The organism is Marinobacter bohaiensis (assembly GCF_003258515.1).
Classification (GTDB): Bacteria; Pseudomonadota; Gammaproteobacteria; order Pseudomonadales; family Oleiphilaceae; genus Marinobacter_A; species Marinobacter_A bohaiensis.
The window spans coordinates 20,247-35,433 of sequence record NZ_QGEH01000004.1; the positions used below are offsets into that span (position 1 = coordinate 20,247).

Below are 15,187 nucleotides of genomic sequence, written 5' to 3' on the forward strand. Positions count from 1 at the left end.
CAGCCTCTTACCCCAGGGACCCGGGACGCGACCGATATGACCGACAATGGTGATCGTAAACGCGCCCGGGCCCTGGAAAGCCTGCTCATGGACACGCTGCACGCGATCCAGTCCATGGAACAGGCGGAAAAGCTCGGCATTCCGCCGCTATCCCCCTCCAAAGACCGCAAAGCCGGCGACGACGACACCGATGACTCGCTCGTCGACCGCCTCACCGACCTGACCGGCTCCGCTTTCCGTTTTGCCCTGCGCACCACCGACAGCTCCCTGAAAGCCGGGCGCGCCCTGCTCCGTTCCCAGGACAAGCTGCGCATGATGCTGGCCGCCGGCGATTCCCTGCGAGACGTCCGCGAAGTGGCGGGCCTGACCCTCAGCGAAATGAGCGAGGCCCTGGACCTGCGCGACAAGAGTCTGCTGGAAGCCGTCGAGAACGGCACGGCAACCCTGTCGTTCGAGCTGATCCTGCGTCTGGCCGCCCTGGTGGCCCGCAACGACCCGATCCCATTCGTCCTGCGCTTTACCCGCAACTACAACCCGGAAGCCTGGCAGTTGCTCAACGACTGGGGCGTCGGCCGCCTGCCACTGCAATTCGAGCGGGAACGGGAGTTCATCAACATCTTCCGCGGCCACGACCAGGCCCGCGAACTGTCCGACGAAGGCTTCCGCAAAGTCCTCGAGTTCACCCGCCAGAGTTTCGAGATGTCCCTGCACTTCGTCGCCGAACAGGAGGCCGAAGTAGCGCGCATCCGGGACGCCACGGAAATGCCGGCCGACGACCCCGCCGCGACATCCGGCCAACGCAAGGCCCGTTCAAAGCCCCGCAAGACCTCCTGACCGCGCGCCCCGTTTTTCCTCATCCCCAAGCATCTCAGCCCAGATTCCCTGAGCCCGACAAGCGGCTCTTGATGATATCCATCATAAAACATGCCGTTGTTAGACTGGACAAATATAAATGATAACGATTATCGTTGCGTTTATGATAAACGAGATCATTCATTCGGCGACGGAGGTCGACAGCTTGCAACAGTGGCAGTCCCTGATCGTTGCCGGTAACACCGCCTTCGAGCGCGCCGACTACGAAACCGCCGCCACCCGTTACCGGGCCGCCTGCGAGCGGGCCCTTGAGCTGCTTGCGGAATGGCCCGATGCCGACGCGGTCACCGCGGCCCTGTGCGTCAGCTACCAGAACCTGGCGGATACCTATCTGGATCAGTGCCGGGTGCGCGACGCCCTGGAAACGTACCGGCGACTGCACGAAGTGCTGGAGCTGGCTTACCGCAACGGCAACGCCAACCGGCGCAAGGCCGCCCTGAGCGCCAGCCGCCGCACCGTAACCGACCTGATGTGCATTATTCAGTCCCACACGCTCAATTCCGACTACGCTAAAGAAATACTGAAAGACGTCACCGCCTTCCCCCGGAGCCTCGTCAATTGAGATGGCGTTCCGGCGCGATGGCGCGTGCGGCTTTCGGTGTGCCAATTCAGATACGGCCCCATGCAGTGCCGTTCTGAATCGAAGCAATGCACAAGCAAAGATGTATTGAGCCGAAAAAGGGACGCGTTCTAAACCAGCGAAAGAGGAGTCAAAGCAATGCTGAGCAAACTCACAGCGTGGTATGACCGGGCCTTTGGTGTCGATACCGTCGCTGCCCACTGCGACATTCCGTGCAAGATCTACGACCCCATCAGTGCCCAGATCGCCGCCCTGAGCGTGCTGCGTTTCATGGACCTGATCGGGGAAATGGAAGGCAAGGATTCACTGACCGTCGCCGACCACGCGCAACTGGCCCGCCTGGTCCGCGAAAAGGAAGATCACGCCGAAAAGGCCAAGCACGAAGTCCGCGTGATCTGGGGGGACTACTTCAAGCAGCCCCAGTTCGACCAGTATCCCGACGCCAGCAGCCTGGTACACAGCATCATGCTGGCTGGTTCGGCCTGCAAACAGGGTATCGAGCGGGAAAAGGGCGAGAAGTTGCTGGAACTGATCAATGAATTCGCCGACGCCTTCTGGACCACCAAGGGTGTCAGCACCTTCAAGGCGACCTGCCCGTACCCGCCCAACGAAACCGTGGTCTACCCGAAACTGAACTGATGCGCATCCGGCTCTTCAAAGTCACCGGCGAAAGCATGTTGCCGGAACTCGGTCCCGGCAGTTTCGTGATCGTCTTCGGGCGCCGCTCCCTGGCGCTCAGGGTGGGTGACGTGATTGTGGCCGAGCATCCCGCTTACGGCCGGATCGTCAAGCGGATTACCGCGATCCAGCCTGATGCAGCGCTGATGCTGGCCGGCGACAATCCCGCGAAGAGCACCTCGACGCAGGCTATGGGCGCGGTTCCCCGGAGTCGTGTGCTGGGAAAAGTGATCTGGCGGATTCCCTCTGCGGGTCACGCCAAGGACGCATCCGCCCGGCCTGTCGCGCGCCAAGGAAACCTTACCGACGGATAAATGGAGACAGACAATGAACCGCAGTAGCAAAATCCTGTTCACGGTCGGCCTCATGCTGACCGCCACTACCGCCGCCGCCCACCCGGGGCACGCCGAAGGCGGCTTTGCCAGCGGCCTGATGCACCCGCTGCTCGGGCTTGACCACCTTCTGGCGATGGCCGCAATCGGCCTGTGGAGTATCCGCCAGGGCAACGTCATGAAGTACGGCACACCGCTGTTCGTGATCGGCGGCATGTTTCTGGGCGCGGGCGTCGCCTGGGCCGGCCTGAGCGTACCCGGTGTTGAAACCGGCATCGCCCTGTCCGTGCTGCTTGCGGGCGTACTGCTGGCCACCCTGGTCAGGTTGCCGACCGCCGTCGGCGGCACGCTCGTGGTCGCCTTCATGATGTGCCACGGCTATGCCCACGCCGCCGAAATGCCGGCGGGCGCGCACATCGCCGCCTACATGGCCGGTTTCGCCCTGGCCACCCTGGGCATCACCCTGGCCGGTCGCGGTCTGGGCGCCCTGCTGATGAAGACCGACAGCCGCATCACCCGCGGCATTGGCGCCATTCTGGCTGCCACCGGAGCCGTCCTGGCATCCTGATGCCCGCCGTCCGGAGCCGCCTCTGCGAGGCGGCTCCATCCTTCCTGTGCAACGTTCACCGGCTTTAAGCAACCCACGCGTGCGCTACGCGCACCGACGCTGGAGTTTCGTCAGTAACACGGGCATCAGCAGGATCAGCACCGTCAGGCGCAGCAAGTGGTGGGAAGTCACGAACGCCGGCTCAATACCCAGGGACAGCGCCACCAGGCTCAACTCGGGCGCCCCGCCCGGCATGTAGGCCAGTAACGCGGCGGCGGGGGAATAGCCGGTTACCGCATGGGCCAGCCAGGCGGCACCGACCGCGAGCAGGATCAACAGGAAGGCCTGCAGCAGCGCCAAAACCAGAGTGAATCCGACGCTGGCCAGGGAAGTCCCGGCAAAGCGCACGCCGATCGACACGCCGATCACCACCTGGGCCAGCGCCACAATGAACGGCGGGATGGTCGCTTCGCACACCCCCGTAATATGCAGCGCCCCCGACACCAGCACCGGGCCGAACAGCAGCGGATTGGGCAGACGCACGAGGCGCCCCAGCCAGGCACCGAACACACCGGCACCCACCTGCATCGCGGCATCCACCGGCGCCGGCATGGCGAACCAGCGAGCCACCGTGGCCGTCGGAGTCTGCAGGCTGACGTGACCGATCAACTGCAACAGCGGCGGAATCGCCAGCAGCAGAACCAGGATACGTACCGCGTGAGTCAGCCCGACCACCCGCAGGTCGGCGTTGGAGTCGGCCGCCATCAGCGTCACCGTGGACACGCCGCCGGGCATGCCCGCGTAGATGGCGGTGTCCATGGAATGACCGCTCACCCGGCGCAGCAGCCACACCGACACCGCCATCATCAGCGCGGTGCCCAGCAACATGATCGTCATGCTCGCGGCCCAGCGACCGACGTCGGTCGCCATCTCCGGCGTGAACGCGCCGCCCAGCAAAACACCAATCACCACCAGCACAAGCCGGCGTGAAGCCTTCGGGGCCGGCAGCGCCCGGCCGGCCAGACTGAGGAGCGTGGTAACGATCAACGCCCCCAACAGCCAGGGCAGCGGCAGACCGCCGGCGTACGCCAGCCCTCCGCCGCAGACACCGACCGCCAGCGTGGGCAGCAGCCGCCCACCATCCGCGATCCGGCCCTTGAGCGCCGCGCTCAAGGGGTCACCGGCACGTCAGGCATGGACCGGCGTCTTGCGACTGAGCAGCTTGGGCACCAGCCACGGCAGCACCAGCAACAACACCGCCGCGATCCACAGGCCAATGGAGATGCCGGACTGCCAGAGAATGCCCGCGTCGCCGCCACTGATCGACAGGGCCCGGCGCAGGTTGTCTTCCATCAGACCGCCCAGGACGTAGCCCAGGATCACCGGCGCCAGGGAGAATCCCAGCTTGCGCAGCGCGTAGCCAAAAATACCGATGATCAGCATCAGGTAGATAGCCATCAGGTCCGAGTGCAACTGGTACACCCCGACGAAGGCCAGGATGGCGATGGCCGGTACCAGTACCCAGCGCGGGATGGTCAGCACCTTGGCGAAGACCCCCGCCAGCGGCAGGTTCAGGGCCAGCAGCACGATGTTGCCGATGTACAGCGAGGCGATCAGGCCGCCCGCCACTTCGGGCCGCTCGGAGAACAGCATCGGACCCGGCGTGATGTTGTAGAGCATCAGCGCGCCCAGCAGCACCGCGGTGGTGCCGGAGCCCGGAATCCCCAGGGTCAGCATGGGCACGAAGGAGCCGGCCGCCGACGCGTTGTTGCCTGCTTCCGGCGCCGCCAGACCGCGCATGTCGCCGGTGCCGAAGGTGTTGTCCTTGTCGGATAGTCGCTTCTCGGTGGTGTAGGTCACCGCGCCGGCCACGGAGGCGCCGGTCCCCGGCAGCACGCCGACGATAAAGCCGATCACGCCGCTGCGCAGCATGGTCCACTTGCAGTGCAGCAGCTCCTTGAGACTGACCATCACCCGGCCCAGTGGCGGCATGGTATCGCCCGCATCCTGACGGTTGGCGTGTTCCAGCATCAGCAGGATCTCGCTGATGGCAAACAGGCCGATGATCATCACCACGAAATCAATGCCGTCGTAGAGCTCGGCCATGCCGAAGGTGTAACGCATCACGCCGGTACCGGAGTCCACGCCGACCATGGCGATCAACACGCCCAGCACGGCGCCGATACCGGTCTTGATCGGGTCCTTGCCCATCATCACCGCCATCGAGGAGAACGCGAACACCATCAGCGCGAAGAATTCAGCGGGGCCGAACATCACCGCGACTTGCGCCAGCAGCGGCGCAAACAGGGTCAGGCCGATGATCGCGATGGTGGCGCCCACGAAGGAGCTCACCGCGGACAGCCCCAGCGCCGGCCCGGCCAGTCCTTTCTTGGCCAGCGGATGCCCGTCCAGCGTGGTCATGACCGCGCCGGCATCGCCGGGCACGTTGAGCAGGATGCTCGACATGCGTCCGCCGTACTCGGCGCCGGTGTAGACCCCGGCGAGCAGGATCAGGGCGGATTCCGCCGGCAGCCCCAGCGTATAGGCCAGCGGCATCAGGATAGCGATGCCGTTGATCGGACCGATGCCCGGCAAGGCGCCGAACAGGGTCCCAAGCAGCGCGCCCAGAAAGGCGAGCCCGAGGTTCATCGGACTCAGGGCGACTTCAAAACCATGGATCAGGAAATCGAACATGCCGGACACCTCAGTTGAAATCGGGCAGCCAGTGGCCGCCTGGCAAGGCAATGCCCAGGCCGAGGGTGAACAGGTAGTAGCTGCCCACGGCCATCAGGATTCCGCCCAGCAACGCCTTCGCCCAACTCGCCTCGAACAGGCGCGCCAGGGAGAGCACCGTCAGGAACGTGGTGATCAGGAAGCCAAGACGGGTGAACAGCAGCGCATAGGCCAGCAGGACCAGCAACACCGCCACCAGCTTCAGGGTGGTGCGCTTGTCCGGCCATTCCCCGTTTTCGCCGGGTCGGAACACCAGCACCAGCGACAGGCCGGCCAACAGCGCGGAAAGCAGCATAGGAAAGGCCTTGGGCCCGACCGGCTCGTAGCTGAAGGTGACCTGGAACTGGCTGGCGTTGAAGGCGGCAAAAGCCGCCAGACCGATCAAGGCGAGTCCCAGAATACGGTCGGCGGCGAGTCTCATTGCGTCAGTCCTACTTCTTTGGCGAGTTGCTTGAACTGGACCACCTGGGCCTTCACGTAGGCGTCGAAGTCATCCCCGAAACGGTTCATCGGGAACAGACCCCGGGCTTTGCGCATCTCGGCGAACGCGTCCTTGCCGGACAGGGTTTCCAGACGCTCGACCCAGGCGTTGTAGTCTGCGTCGGTGACTTTCGGCCCCATGTAGTAACCGCGCCAGATGGGCCATTCAACGTCGTAGCCCTGCTCGGTGGCGGTGGGAATATCGGCGTAGGGCCCGCCCATGCGCACGTCGGACAGCGCCGCCAGCACGCGGATCTTGCCGCTTTCCAGGTGCGGACGCAGTTCGGACAGGTCACCGGTGAACACTTCGATGTGATCGCCCAGCAACGCGGCCAGGGACTCTCCACCGCCCTCGAACGCTACGTAGCGCAGTTGGCGCGGGGACACGCCGGCCGCCTTGGCGGTCAGGGCGGCTTTCATCCAGTCCTGGCTGCCCACGGTTCCACCGGCGCCAAAGACAACGCCGTTCGGGTTCTTCTTCAGGTCGCTCATCAGATCGCCCAGGTTCTGCCAGGGCGCATCCGCCTTGACCACGATGGCGCCGTAATCCACGCCCAACGCGCCCAGCCAGCGCACTTCGTCGGCGTCGTACTGGCCGAACTTGCCCAGAGCCAGGTTGACGGCGGCACCGGTGCTCGCGGCCACGATCAGGTTGGGGTCGTCGTCACGCACGCCGTTGACGTGGTTGTAGGCCACGGCGCCGATGCCGCCGGGCATGTAGCTGACCATCATCGGCTGGTCGATCAGCCCGGTCTCCTGCAGGCCGTTGGCGGCCAGGCGACAGGTCAGGTCATAGCCCCCGCCCGGCTTGGCGGGCGCGATGCATTCGGTGGTTTCGGATTGGGCGTGAGCGTTACCGGTCATCAGTGCGGCACCCATGACGAGCGGCGCAGACCAGCGCAGGAATGCGGAGTTGAATTTCATGTTGGACTCCTGTTGTATTTGTTTTCCGCAAGGTCGTCCGGAAACGTCCCTGCTGTTCATCGTGTCGATGACCCGAGCCATTCTAGGGACGCAACCTGTCATCAACCTGTCAGCCGTCCGTCGTCGTCATGTCCCTCTTTGCGAGACCTGAGCCATGCGCCTGCTTATCGTCGAAGACGATCCGCTGATTGCGGATTCACTCACCCAGGGCCTGGGCCCGCTGGGCAACACCGTCGAGGTGTTTACCCGCCTGAGCGAGGCGCGGGCCGCGCTGGCCCACAGCCATTTCGACCTGGTGGTACTGGACCTGGGGCTGCCCGACGGCAACGGCCTGTCGCTGCTGGCGGACATCCGCAAACGCGGCGACGCCACGCCGGTGCTGATCCTCACCGCCCGTGACGGGGTGGCCGAGCGCGTCGAAGGTCTGGATCTGGGCGCCGACGATTACCTCACCAAACCCTTCTCGCTGCCCGAGCTGCAGGCCCGGGTCCGCGCCCTGCTCCGTCGCAGCCAGCAGCGCACCGATAACCGCCTGCGCTTCGGCCCGCTGTGTTTCGACCCAGCGTCGGGCGAAGCCACCCTCCATGGCCAGCATCTGGAACTGCCGCCACGGGAACTGGGTCTGATCGAGGGGCTGCTGCTTCACGCCGGGCGCATCGCGCCGCGGGAACAGCTGATCGACCGTCTGTTCGGTTTTGGCGAGGCTGGCCCCAACGCGCTCGACCTCTACATCAGCCGACTGCGCAAGCGCCTGCAGGGCAGCGGCGTACGCATCCGCACCCTGCGAGGCCTGGGCTATCGACTGGAGGACGATCCCGCGTGATCGCCATCGACGGCACCCTCAAACGGCGCCTGGCCGCCTGGCTGCTGGCCGCCGTCGCGGTGCTGGGGTCATTCCTGCTGGTGGAGGCCTACACCAGCGCCGAACGCGCCGCGGACCGGGCCTACGACAGCCAGCTGGAAGCCGCCAGCCTGACCATCGCTGAAGCCATCCAGTGGCAGGACGGCCGCCCGGTCGTGGAGATCCCCGCCGCCGCCTTCCAGATCCTGGCCACCGACCAGCAGGAACGGGTGTTCTACACCCTGCTCGACACCGGCGGCCGGGAGGTAACCGGCAACCTGGACGGCGTGGTGACCGATGCCCTGCGCGAGAGCGCCCAAAGCGAGCCAGTGTGGCGCTTCGTCGAGGTTCACGGCACCCCCATTCGGCTGTACGGGCGCGAACTGAAATCCGCCGGCTGGGAGTCGGTGGAGCCGGTGCAGATCTGGGTGGGGCATACGCTCTCCGGCCGGGACGCCCTGGCCCGCGATCTGTTCATCCGCGCCCTCACCCGGTTCGTGGTGATGGTGATCCTGACCGGCTTGCTGATGCTGCTGGCCATCCGCACGGCTCTGCGGCCGGTGCGCCGTCTGCGCCAGTTGATCCGCCAGCGCGAAGCCGACGACGTCAGCCCGCTCAATGCCCGGGTGCCGGGCGAACTCTACGACATGGCGGAAACCCTGAACGCGCTGTTCGAGCGCCAGCGGGAAGGCCGCGACGCCCTGCTGCGTTTTACCGCCGACGCCAGCCACCAGCTCAAGACCCCGCTGGCCGGCCTGCAAAGCGCCAGCGAACTGGCCCTGCAGAGCGACCAGCCCGACGACTGGCGCCGCGCCCTGCAAACCGTCCACGACAGCAGCGCTCGCACCAGCCGGCTGGCCAGTCAACTGCTGAGCCTGGCGCGGCTGCGCCACGCCGAAGACAGCGCCCGCCATCGCATCGATCTGGCCGCCCTGCTGCGGGACACCACCCTGGAATGGGCGGAACGGGACCACGCCCAGCACCACGACCTGGGGTTGGCCGCGCTGCCGGCGTCGGCGGTGTGGATTCAGGGCGAGGCCTGGTCCCTGCGCGAACTGATCGGCAACCTGATCGACAACGCCCTGCGCTACACACCGCCGGGCAGCGAAATCACCCTGGGCCTGCAACCGGAGACGAAGGCGGTCGAGTTGTTCATCGAGGACAACGGCCCCGGGGTCAGCCAGGACGCGCTCGATCGACTGCACCAACCATTCGAGCGCGGCGGACGGCAGGACACCGAAGGCTCGGGCCTGGGCCTGGCCATCGTCGACTCCATCGCCCGCCGCCATGCGGCATCCCTGACAATCCGCAGCAAACCTGGGCGCGGTCTGTGGGTCGGCATCCGCTTTTCCCTGACGTCTGGAGAGGTTTCGGCATGATGCCATTCCACCGATTATTCTTGCGCACCGCCCTCCGGGCCGGCCTGCTGATACTGTGCCTCATGCCCGCGATCCTGATGGCCCAGTCGCGGATGACGGTCACCGTTTCGGCGGCGCTGGATCGCCAGGTGGTCGCGCCGCTACTGGAGGCCTTCCGCAACGCGCACCCCGAGGTCGAGCTGGTCTATCACGACGACTCCACCCTTGAGGTCGATCGCCGGGCCCGCTCCGCGCAACCGGCGCCGGACGTGGTGATCAGCTCCGCCATGCCCTGGCAGATGGCGCGGGTCAACGAAGGGCTGGCACAGCCGCTGGACAGTCCCAGTGCCCGGCAGTGGCCGGACTGGGCCAAATGGCGCAACGAAGTGTTCGGCTTTACCTTCGAGCCCATCGTCACCGCCTACCGCCTGGATCTGCCGCGCCACATGAAGCCGCCGGAGACCCACGCCGACCTGCACACCCTCCTCACGACCCACAGTGACCTGTTGCGCGGCCGCGTAACCACCTACTCGCCGTCGGGCAGCGGCATCGGTTACACCCTGGCCCAGCAGGACGCCCGCTACTCTCCCCGGTTCTGGGATCTGGTCGCGGCCATGGGCGCCACCGGTGTAAAGCTGGAGAAAAACACCCGCGATATGCTCAGGGGCCTGTCCGACGGCACTTACTGGGTGGGCTACAACCTGCTGGGTTCCTACGCCATGCACTGGGCGCGCAGCCATCCCGAAATCATCGTGCAGATTCCCCAGGACTACGCCCTGGTGATGATGCGGATGGCCTTCATCCACCGGGACGCGCCGCATCCCGCCGCCGCCCGGGTGTTCATGGATTTCCTGCTGAGCGAGGCCGGCCAGAAAACCCTGGCCGGGCGCACGCCGCTATTCAGCGTGCTGCCCGACGTTATCGGCCCCTACACCGCCCAGCGCCTGCGCGACCAGGTGGGCGAGCGGCTCTATCCGATTCCCATCAACGCGTCCCTGCTGGCGTTCGTCGACCCGCTGCGCCGCGAGCTGTTCATGCGCCGCTGGAACCGGGAGATCCAGATCCTCAACCCCTGATCCGCTTCGCAGACTCACGCAGCGATCTGGCGGCGCCTGACGCCACCAACTACACTTGATAGACAAGCCTTCGAAAAACAGGAGGGCGATATGAGCCATGCCATGAACGGCCATTACGGCTCGAAAGAGCAGGCCAAGAACGTGTGGGACGACCTGATTGCCTCGGGCATCCCGCGGGACAACATCTACATCGACGAAGACGAACACGTCATCCGGGTGATGATTCCCGACGAGGAGCGCCGGGAAATCCAGGAGATTTTCGACCGGCACCGGGTAGCCTGAACCCTGGCCAATCGCTTCGGCCGGTGGAGCATCGGCCGAAGCCCCAACCCCAGACCGCCACTCCGCTGACCGCATGACGTTCAGAGCATCGGCACCACGGGCGCTGTCGCGTTCATCAACAGCACCACACCCAGCACCAGAATCAGCAGACCGCCGCACAGGGCCAACCCCTGCCCCAGCAGTGCCTGCCAGCGCGGGGGCGTGCGCGATGCAAGCCGGCCGGCCTGGTTGCGGGCCAGCACGGTGAACGCCGCCAGCGCCGAGGTGGTCAGGGCGGTGCCAACGGACATGGCCAGCGTCGCCGCCACGCCTACCCACCAGTGCCCCAGCATCACGGCAACGCCGAGGATCATGATGGCGCCGCTGCACGGGCGCAGGCCGATGGAGACAATCACCCCCAGACTTTCGCGCCAGTCGTGTCCCACATGGGCCGGATCCACGTGATGGTCCCGGCCGCAGGCGCAGATCGATTCCATCGCCGCCGCGTTCTTCGCTACAGGTCGCATGGTGACCGGCGACGGTTGGACAGCCGCCGAGCCCGCCGGCCCAAGCGGCTGGAACACCGGCGCCGCTGCGGATTCTTCCCGGGACGGACGCAGTAACGCGGGCAGGCGCCGTAACGCCCGCAGGCTAAGCCAGCCGCCCAGCGCCGCCACCAGTCCGTAACTGATGCGCTCGACCACCACCGTGTCGGCCATGGCGTGGCGTGTCAGCATCCCCAGCCCGATCACCAGAACGCCCACCAGCGCGATCGCCACCAGCCCCTGCAGGAACGCGGCGGCCACCGTCAGACGAATCCCTCGCGCCAGTTCCGCCCGGTGCACCAGCAGGTAGGTCGAGATCACGGCCTTGCCGTGCCCCGGCCCAACCGCGTGGAATACACCGTAACCCAGGCTCAGCCCCACCAGCGTCAGCAGGGTGCCCATGTCCATCTGCTGGGAGAACTGCATCATGTTCAGGGACAGCCCGCGCTGCAGGGAGCGCTGCCACTCCAGCATCTGGGCCAGCAGCCATTGCGCGGCAACCTCGCCGGACGGCGTCATCAGTACAGCGGCCAGCGCCAGCAGCGGCAGGAACGCAATCAGCAAGCCTAGGGAGCGGGACATGTCAGCTTTCCGGTGTCGGCGAACATTTTCCCGAAGCCGTCCGGCGCCTGGCCGGTAACATCAATGGCTGCCGCCTCGGCCACCAGCTTCGGATCGGGTTTGAAATGCACGATGTCAGCGGTGCAACCTGCCGGCGCATTGCCCAGGGTCAGGGGCTGGTCTATCTCATTGTCGTACAGGAATTCAATGAAATAGGTGGAATCGTAGACCTTCCAGCTCAGCGCATCGCCGTCCGGGTCCTGCGGTTCGGCCAGCGGCAGGACAAACCGGAACTCGATGCGCTGCCCGTCCAGGAAGGTGGTGTACTGGGTCACCGTGCCCAGATCCAGCGCCTGATCGCCCCGATACACGTGGGTCAGGTAATGCTGTTTGGCGATGTTGCCGATGATCTCGCCGCCCAGCCCGTCCAGCTTCTGCTGCTGACTCCTGGCATCGCCCTCACGGGACAGCTCTTCCATCAGAGTCAGGCTGTACATCGGGTCCAGCGTCCAACGCTGCTGAAGCGCGGTCACTCGCCCCGCGTCGTCGAACAGCACGCGGACGGTGTAGTCGACCCAGCCGTGGGGGTGGGCCTGGGCGGTGGGCGCCAGCAGCCAGAGCGGGAGCAGGCAAATTAGCAAGAGACGGCGCAGCAAACGGCCAGCGCCCGGGCGAACAAACGGCATAGAAGGTCTACCGGTCAATCAGTGATCGATGCCGGTGTAGCGGCGAGAGATCAGGAATCACCGCCGGTCAGCATCCGGCGGCGGCCATTATGCAACACTATAACATTGCTAATCCAGGCGGGAGAGTGAGGTGGGACCATGATGAAGAGATTCGCGCACTCAAAAGCACGGACTCACGACACCCTGTAAACCAACACCTCACAAGTAGAGTGCTCTTCCTCGATGTAATCAATGGTCTGCCGATCCAGCAGCGCCCACTTGCCCTGCGCTTCCAGATCCTCGGTGAATCCTTTGTAGCCGTGTTCGTTCCAGGCTTCGCTGCGCACGGTAAAACAGATGACGCCGCCAGGCCTGGTAATCCGGATCAGTTCGTGCAACGCCTCGGGGCCGACGTGGGCGAAGGTGAAGGTGCCCACGCTGATCAGGGCGCTGTAGCGGTCGTTCGCGACGGTCAGGGTCTTGTTCAGGTCCGCCTGGAACAGTTCCCGGTAGACGCCCTTCTTCTTCGCCTCGTGGAGCATCGCGTCCGAATAATCCAGCCCTTCAATCGCCGGGTAGCCACTGTCCGACAGGAGTGCACCAACAATGCCCGTGCCGCAGCCCACATCCAGGATCGTGCCCACTTTGTCGGTGTGGAATTGCTGGAAAATGGACGCGGTGGTCGCGGGGGCCTTGTAGCCCATTTCGTTGAGCAGGTCGTTGTCGTAGCTGCCCGCCCACTGGCTGTAGAGGTCCCCGAGCGCCTCGGGGCTTTTGGCGGTGATGGCGCTTTCAAGAATTTGTCGTCTTCCCATTACAGACTCCTTCTTTTTAACGGATCACATGGTTAGGGTACAGCACGAATTGGGCCACTCTCGATTACACCGACACCAAGCGCTGACTGCTGCTCACCCGTCGAAGATCAGTAGCCCCGCACGCCGTTGATACGGTGACATTATCAGCGCCCCTCTCTAACGGTTATTGACCAGCCTCAAACCAGAACTCAATCTCATCCGTCGCCTGCTCGAACGCTGCCGCATGCTCAACGCCCGCCGGAACGTGGTACCAGTCGCCAACCCCATAGCGCTCGTTCCGGCCTTCGATAGAGAGCAGCAACTCGCCACGAATGATCACCCCGTGGTTGTCAGTGTCATGGGTATGGGGCGGAATTTCGGTGCCTGCGGGATAGGACGCAAACAACACATCAGCCCCATCCGCCGCCAGTCGGTAGGCATCAAAGCGTCCGTCAAACAGCGGTAGCGTTCGAATTTTATCCGGGTACTTCCCTGGCACCTGTCACCTCCCTGGTTTGTCCGGTGTGCCGATAAGCGTTCATTGGGGCAGTCGCGCACGGGCGAAGTCAGTTTGCGACCTTGTGCTTTAAGCCAAGGGTTATCTCACGAGTGCGAGAAAGTACATCAGCCCCTGTTCTTCTCTGGCTTTCTGCAGTTAACGGGCAATCCAGAAAGTTTTCAACTGACTTTGTCTTCCTAACGGCTCGCAGATTGCCCCTCGTCAAAGCCGTTCCGATTCGCTAAGCAAAGCGGTTACGTCATAATGTGAAGTGCCTTCGCCTCTGTAAACGGAAAGCAGTGGCCAGGAACCTCACTCAATAACCAGCTCCCCGGACCTTTCACGAATATACTCAATCGCAGACTCCTTCGACTTGGGAAGGTAGAAGCGAAACAGTGCCGTGAACGGCGTGGAGGTTTCCAGGTTGTTCTTCTTGCCCGGTGAGTTGAAGTTGATGGTGTAGGTGCCGTCCTCATTGGGCTCCGCCTGGGTGTTTGAGATGGCGGAAATGTCTTTGGCCAACCAGCCCTCCTCGTTGTAGATCGTAACCGACCAGAAGCCCCCGCGGTCTTCCTGAATCTCAGGCGGCGTGAAGGTTGCACTCGAGGGCTGAGCTTTACCGTCGACGATTTCGGTCTTGTTCACAAACGGCCAGTATGCCGCATCCGGCAAGCCAAGCCCGCCCCACCCGTATGCGGTACCGTACAGATGGTCTTGCGGGCGCGAGGTATAGGGCGTGCCGTTGACGTTCTTGGTGTGGGTCAGTGCGCCTTCCTTAACGTCTTGTACCAGCGCCGCCCGGATTTCTTCGGTCTTTTTCAGCGGCAGAACAAAATCCGGGGTTTCGTAGGGCTTGGCAGAATTGGCGTCAATGGTGGCAAGCTTCTGCAGACGCAGGGTCTCCTCAATCCCACCTTTCTCCTCAGCCAGGATCGGTACGCGCATGTTCAGGTACACGTGGTCGCCGTAGGTCACATCATCGGTCGTAATGGTAATGGTGTCGCCCGCATAGGCGACACCGGCGACGTAATTCTGCATGTCGATCACCTGAATGATCTGGTAGTGATCGCCTTCGGGAATGGAAAAGGTTGCCCCTTCGCTGATGTCCACCACGGCGCTGGCATAGATCCCATCCTGGTTCTCGCGGATAACCTGCTGGGTTTTCACTCGGCTGAGATCGCTCTGGTAGGCCCATTCATTGATCGGCGCCTTGGCGAGGCTGCGCTTGAAGTTGAAATCGCTCTCCGAGATTTTATAGACGTAGCCCGGCACTCCAAAGTCGGCCGGCGTTGTCACATCGAAGCCCGGGGCGATATCGGCCTGTGCCGGAAAGGCCACTGCAATGGCCATCGGCGCGGCAAGGATCAGCAGTCGTTTCTTCATGGATGTAATTCCCTTACTTGAGTGATTGGCTTACAGAATGTGTCCGTCAGAGTCGAG

18 protein-coding genes are annotated in these 15,187 nt (G+C 64.2%); 9 read left to right on the forward strand and 9 right to left on the reverse strand.

Annotated elements, in window-relative coordinates:
* The first annotated feature begins 36 nt into the window (after positions 1 to 36).
* From DKK67_RS16715 to DKK67_RS16735, 5 genes are all read left to right on the forward strand, one after another.
* Positions 37 to 834, forward strand: coding sequence for a helix-turn-helix domain-containing protein (locus DKK67_RS16715; RefSeq protein ID WP_228160682.1), 798 nt, complete (start codon positions 37 to 39; stop codon positions 832 to 834).
* 184 nt (positions 835 to 1,018) lie between these two features.
* Positions 1,019 to 1,435, forward strand: coding sequence for a hypothetical protein (locus DKK67_RS16720; RefSeq protein WP_162628860.1), 417 nt, complete (start codon positions 1,019 to 1,021; stop codon positions 1,433 to 1,435).
* 156 nt (positions 1,436 to 1,591) lie between these two features.
* A complete protein-coding gene (gene sodN / locus DKK67_RS16725; protein WP_111497660.1) occupies positions 1,592 to 2,092 on the forward strand; it encodes a superoxide dismutase, Ni in 501 nt (166 codons plus the stop codon).
* Positions 2,092 to 2,445, forward strand: a complete 354-nt coding sequence (sodX, locus tag DKK67_RS16730) for a nickel-type superoxide dismutase maturation protease (protein WP_111497661.1) — start codon at positions 2,092 to 2,094, stop codon at positions 2,443 to 2,445. Before sodN ends, sodX begins: the two co-directional genes overlap by 1 nt.
* A 13-nt stretch (positions 2,446 to 2,458) precedes the next feature.
* Positions 2,459 to 3,031: a HupE/UreJ family protein gene (locus DKK67_RS16735; RefSeq protein WP_111497662.1), complete on the forward strand. Its 573-nt coding sequence runs from the start codon at positions 2,459 to 2,461 to the stop codon at positions 3,029 to 3,031.
* Between the two features lie 84 nt (positions 3,032 to 3,115).
* Here the strand turns inward: DKK67_RS16735 and DKK67_RS16740 are convergent, their stop codons facing one another.
* The 4 genes from DKK67_RS16740 to DKK67_RS16755 are packed head-to-tail and all read right to left on the reverse strand — an operon-like array spanning position 3,116 to position 7,147.
* A complete protein-coding gene (locus tag DKK67_RS16740) occupies positions 3,116 to 4,183 on the reverse strand; it encodes an AbrB family transcriptional regulator (RefSeq protein WP_111497663.1) in 1,068 nt (355 codons plus the stop codon).
* Between the two features lie 15 nt (positions 4,184 to 4,198).
* A complete protein-coding gene (locus DKK67_RS16745; protein WP_111497664.1) occupies positions 4,199 to 5,704 on the reverse strand; it encodes a tripartite tricarboxylate transporter permease in 1,506 nt (501 codons plus the stop codon).
* Positions 5,705 to 5,714: 10 nt separating this feature from the next.
* On the reverse strand, positions 5,715 to 6,164 hold the full coding sequence (locus tag DKK67_RS16750; protein ID WP_111497665.1) for a tripartite tricarboxylate transporter TctB family protein: 450 nt from the start codon (positions 6,162 to 6,164) through the stop codon (positions 5,715 to 5,717).
* Positions 6,161 to 7,147 (reverse strand): Bug family tripartite tricarboxylate transporter substrate binding protein, encoded by a 987-nt coding sequence (locus tag DKK67_RS16755; RefSeq protein WP_111497666.1) that lies wholly within the window; start codon positions 7,145 to 7,147, stop codon positions 6,161 to 6,163. Before DKK67_RS16755 ends, DKK67_RS16750 begins: the two co-directional genes overlap by 4 nt.
* A 154-nt stretch (positions 7,148 to 7,301) precedes the next feature.
* Here DKK67_RS16755 and DKK67_RS16760 point away from each other — a divergent pair, with 154 nt between their 5' ends.
* The 4 genes from DKK67_RS16760 (at position 7,302) to DKK67_RS16775 (ending at position 10,704) form a co-directional block, all read left to right on the forward strand.
* Complete coding sequence (locus DKK67_RS16760) at positions 7,302 to 7,970, forward strand: response regulator transcription factor (protein WP_111497667.1); 669 nt, start codon at positions 7,302 to 7,304, stop codon at positions 7,968 to 7,970.
* Positions 7,967 to 9,367, forward strand: coding sequence for a sensor histidine kinase (locus tag DKK67_RS16765; protein WP_111497668.1), 1,401 nt, complete (start codon positions 7,967 to 7,969; stop codon positions 9,365 to 9,367). Before DKK67_RS16760 ends, DKK67_RS16765 begins: the two co-directional genes overlap by 4 nt.
* A gap of 62 nt (positions 9,368 to 9,429) precedes the next feature.
* Positions 9,430 to 10,422 carry an ABC transporter substrate-binding protein gene (locus tag DKK67_RS16770; RefSeq protein ID WP_228160683.1) on the forward strand — a complete coding sequence of 331 codons (993 nt, stop codon included), beginning with the start codon at positions 9,430 to 9,432 and terminating at the stop codon, positions 10,420 to 10,422.
* Positions 10,423 to 10,512: 90 nt separating this feature from the next.
* On the forward strand, positions 10,513 to 10,704 hold the full coding sequence (locus DKK67_RS16775; RefSeq protein ID WP_111497669.1) for a hypothetical protein: 192 nt from the start codon (positions 10,513 to 10,515) through the stop codon (positions 10,702 to 10,704).
* An 80-nt stretch (positions 10,705 to 10,784) separates the two neighbouring features.
* Here DKK67_RS16775 and DKK67_RS16780 read toward each other — a convergent pair whose 3' ends face one another.
* The 5 genes from DKK67_RS16780 to DKK67_RS16800 all read right to left on the reverse strand — a co-directional run bounded on the left by DKK67_RS16780 (position 10,785) and on the right by DKK67_RS16800 (position 15,130).
* Positions 10,785 to 11,810 (reverse strand): nickel/cobalt transporter, encoded by a 1,026-nt coding sequence (locus tag DKK67_RS16780; protein ID WP_111497670.1) that lies wholly within the window; start codon positions 11,808 to 11,810, stop codon positions 10,785 to 10,787.
* On the reverse strand, positions 11,795 to 12,475 hold the full coding sequence (locus DKK67_RS16785) for a DUF1007 family protein (protein ID WP_111497671.1): 681 nt from the start codon (positions 12,473 to 12,475) through the stop codon (positions 11,795 to 11,797). Before DKK67_RS16785 ends, DKK67_RS16780 begins: the two co-directional genes overlap by 16 nt.
* Before the next feature lie 173 nt (positions 12,476 to 12,648).
* Positions 12,649 to 13,269, reverse strand: a complete 621-nt coding sequence (locus tag DKK67_RS16790) for a class I SAM-dependent DNA methyltransferase (protein ID WP_111497672.1) — start codon at positions 13,267 to 13,269, stop codon at positions 12,649 to 12,651.
* 163 nt (positions 13,270 to 13,432) lie between these two features.
* Positions 13,433 to 13,747, reverse strand: coding sequence for a cupin domain-containing protein (locus tag DKK67_RS16795; RefSeq protein ID WP_111497673.1), 315 nt, complete (start codon positions 13,745 to 13,747; stop codon positions 13,433 to 13,435).
* Positions 13,748 to 14,059: 312 nt separating this feature from the next.
* Complete coding sequence (locus tag DKK67_RS16800) at positions 14,060 to 15,130, reverse strand: DUF1214 domain-containing protein (protein WP_111497674.1); 1,071 nt, start codon at positions 15,128 to 15,130, stop codon at positions 14,060 to 14,062.
* Between the last annotated feature and the right edge of the window lie 57 nt (positions 15,131 to 15,187).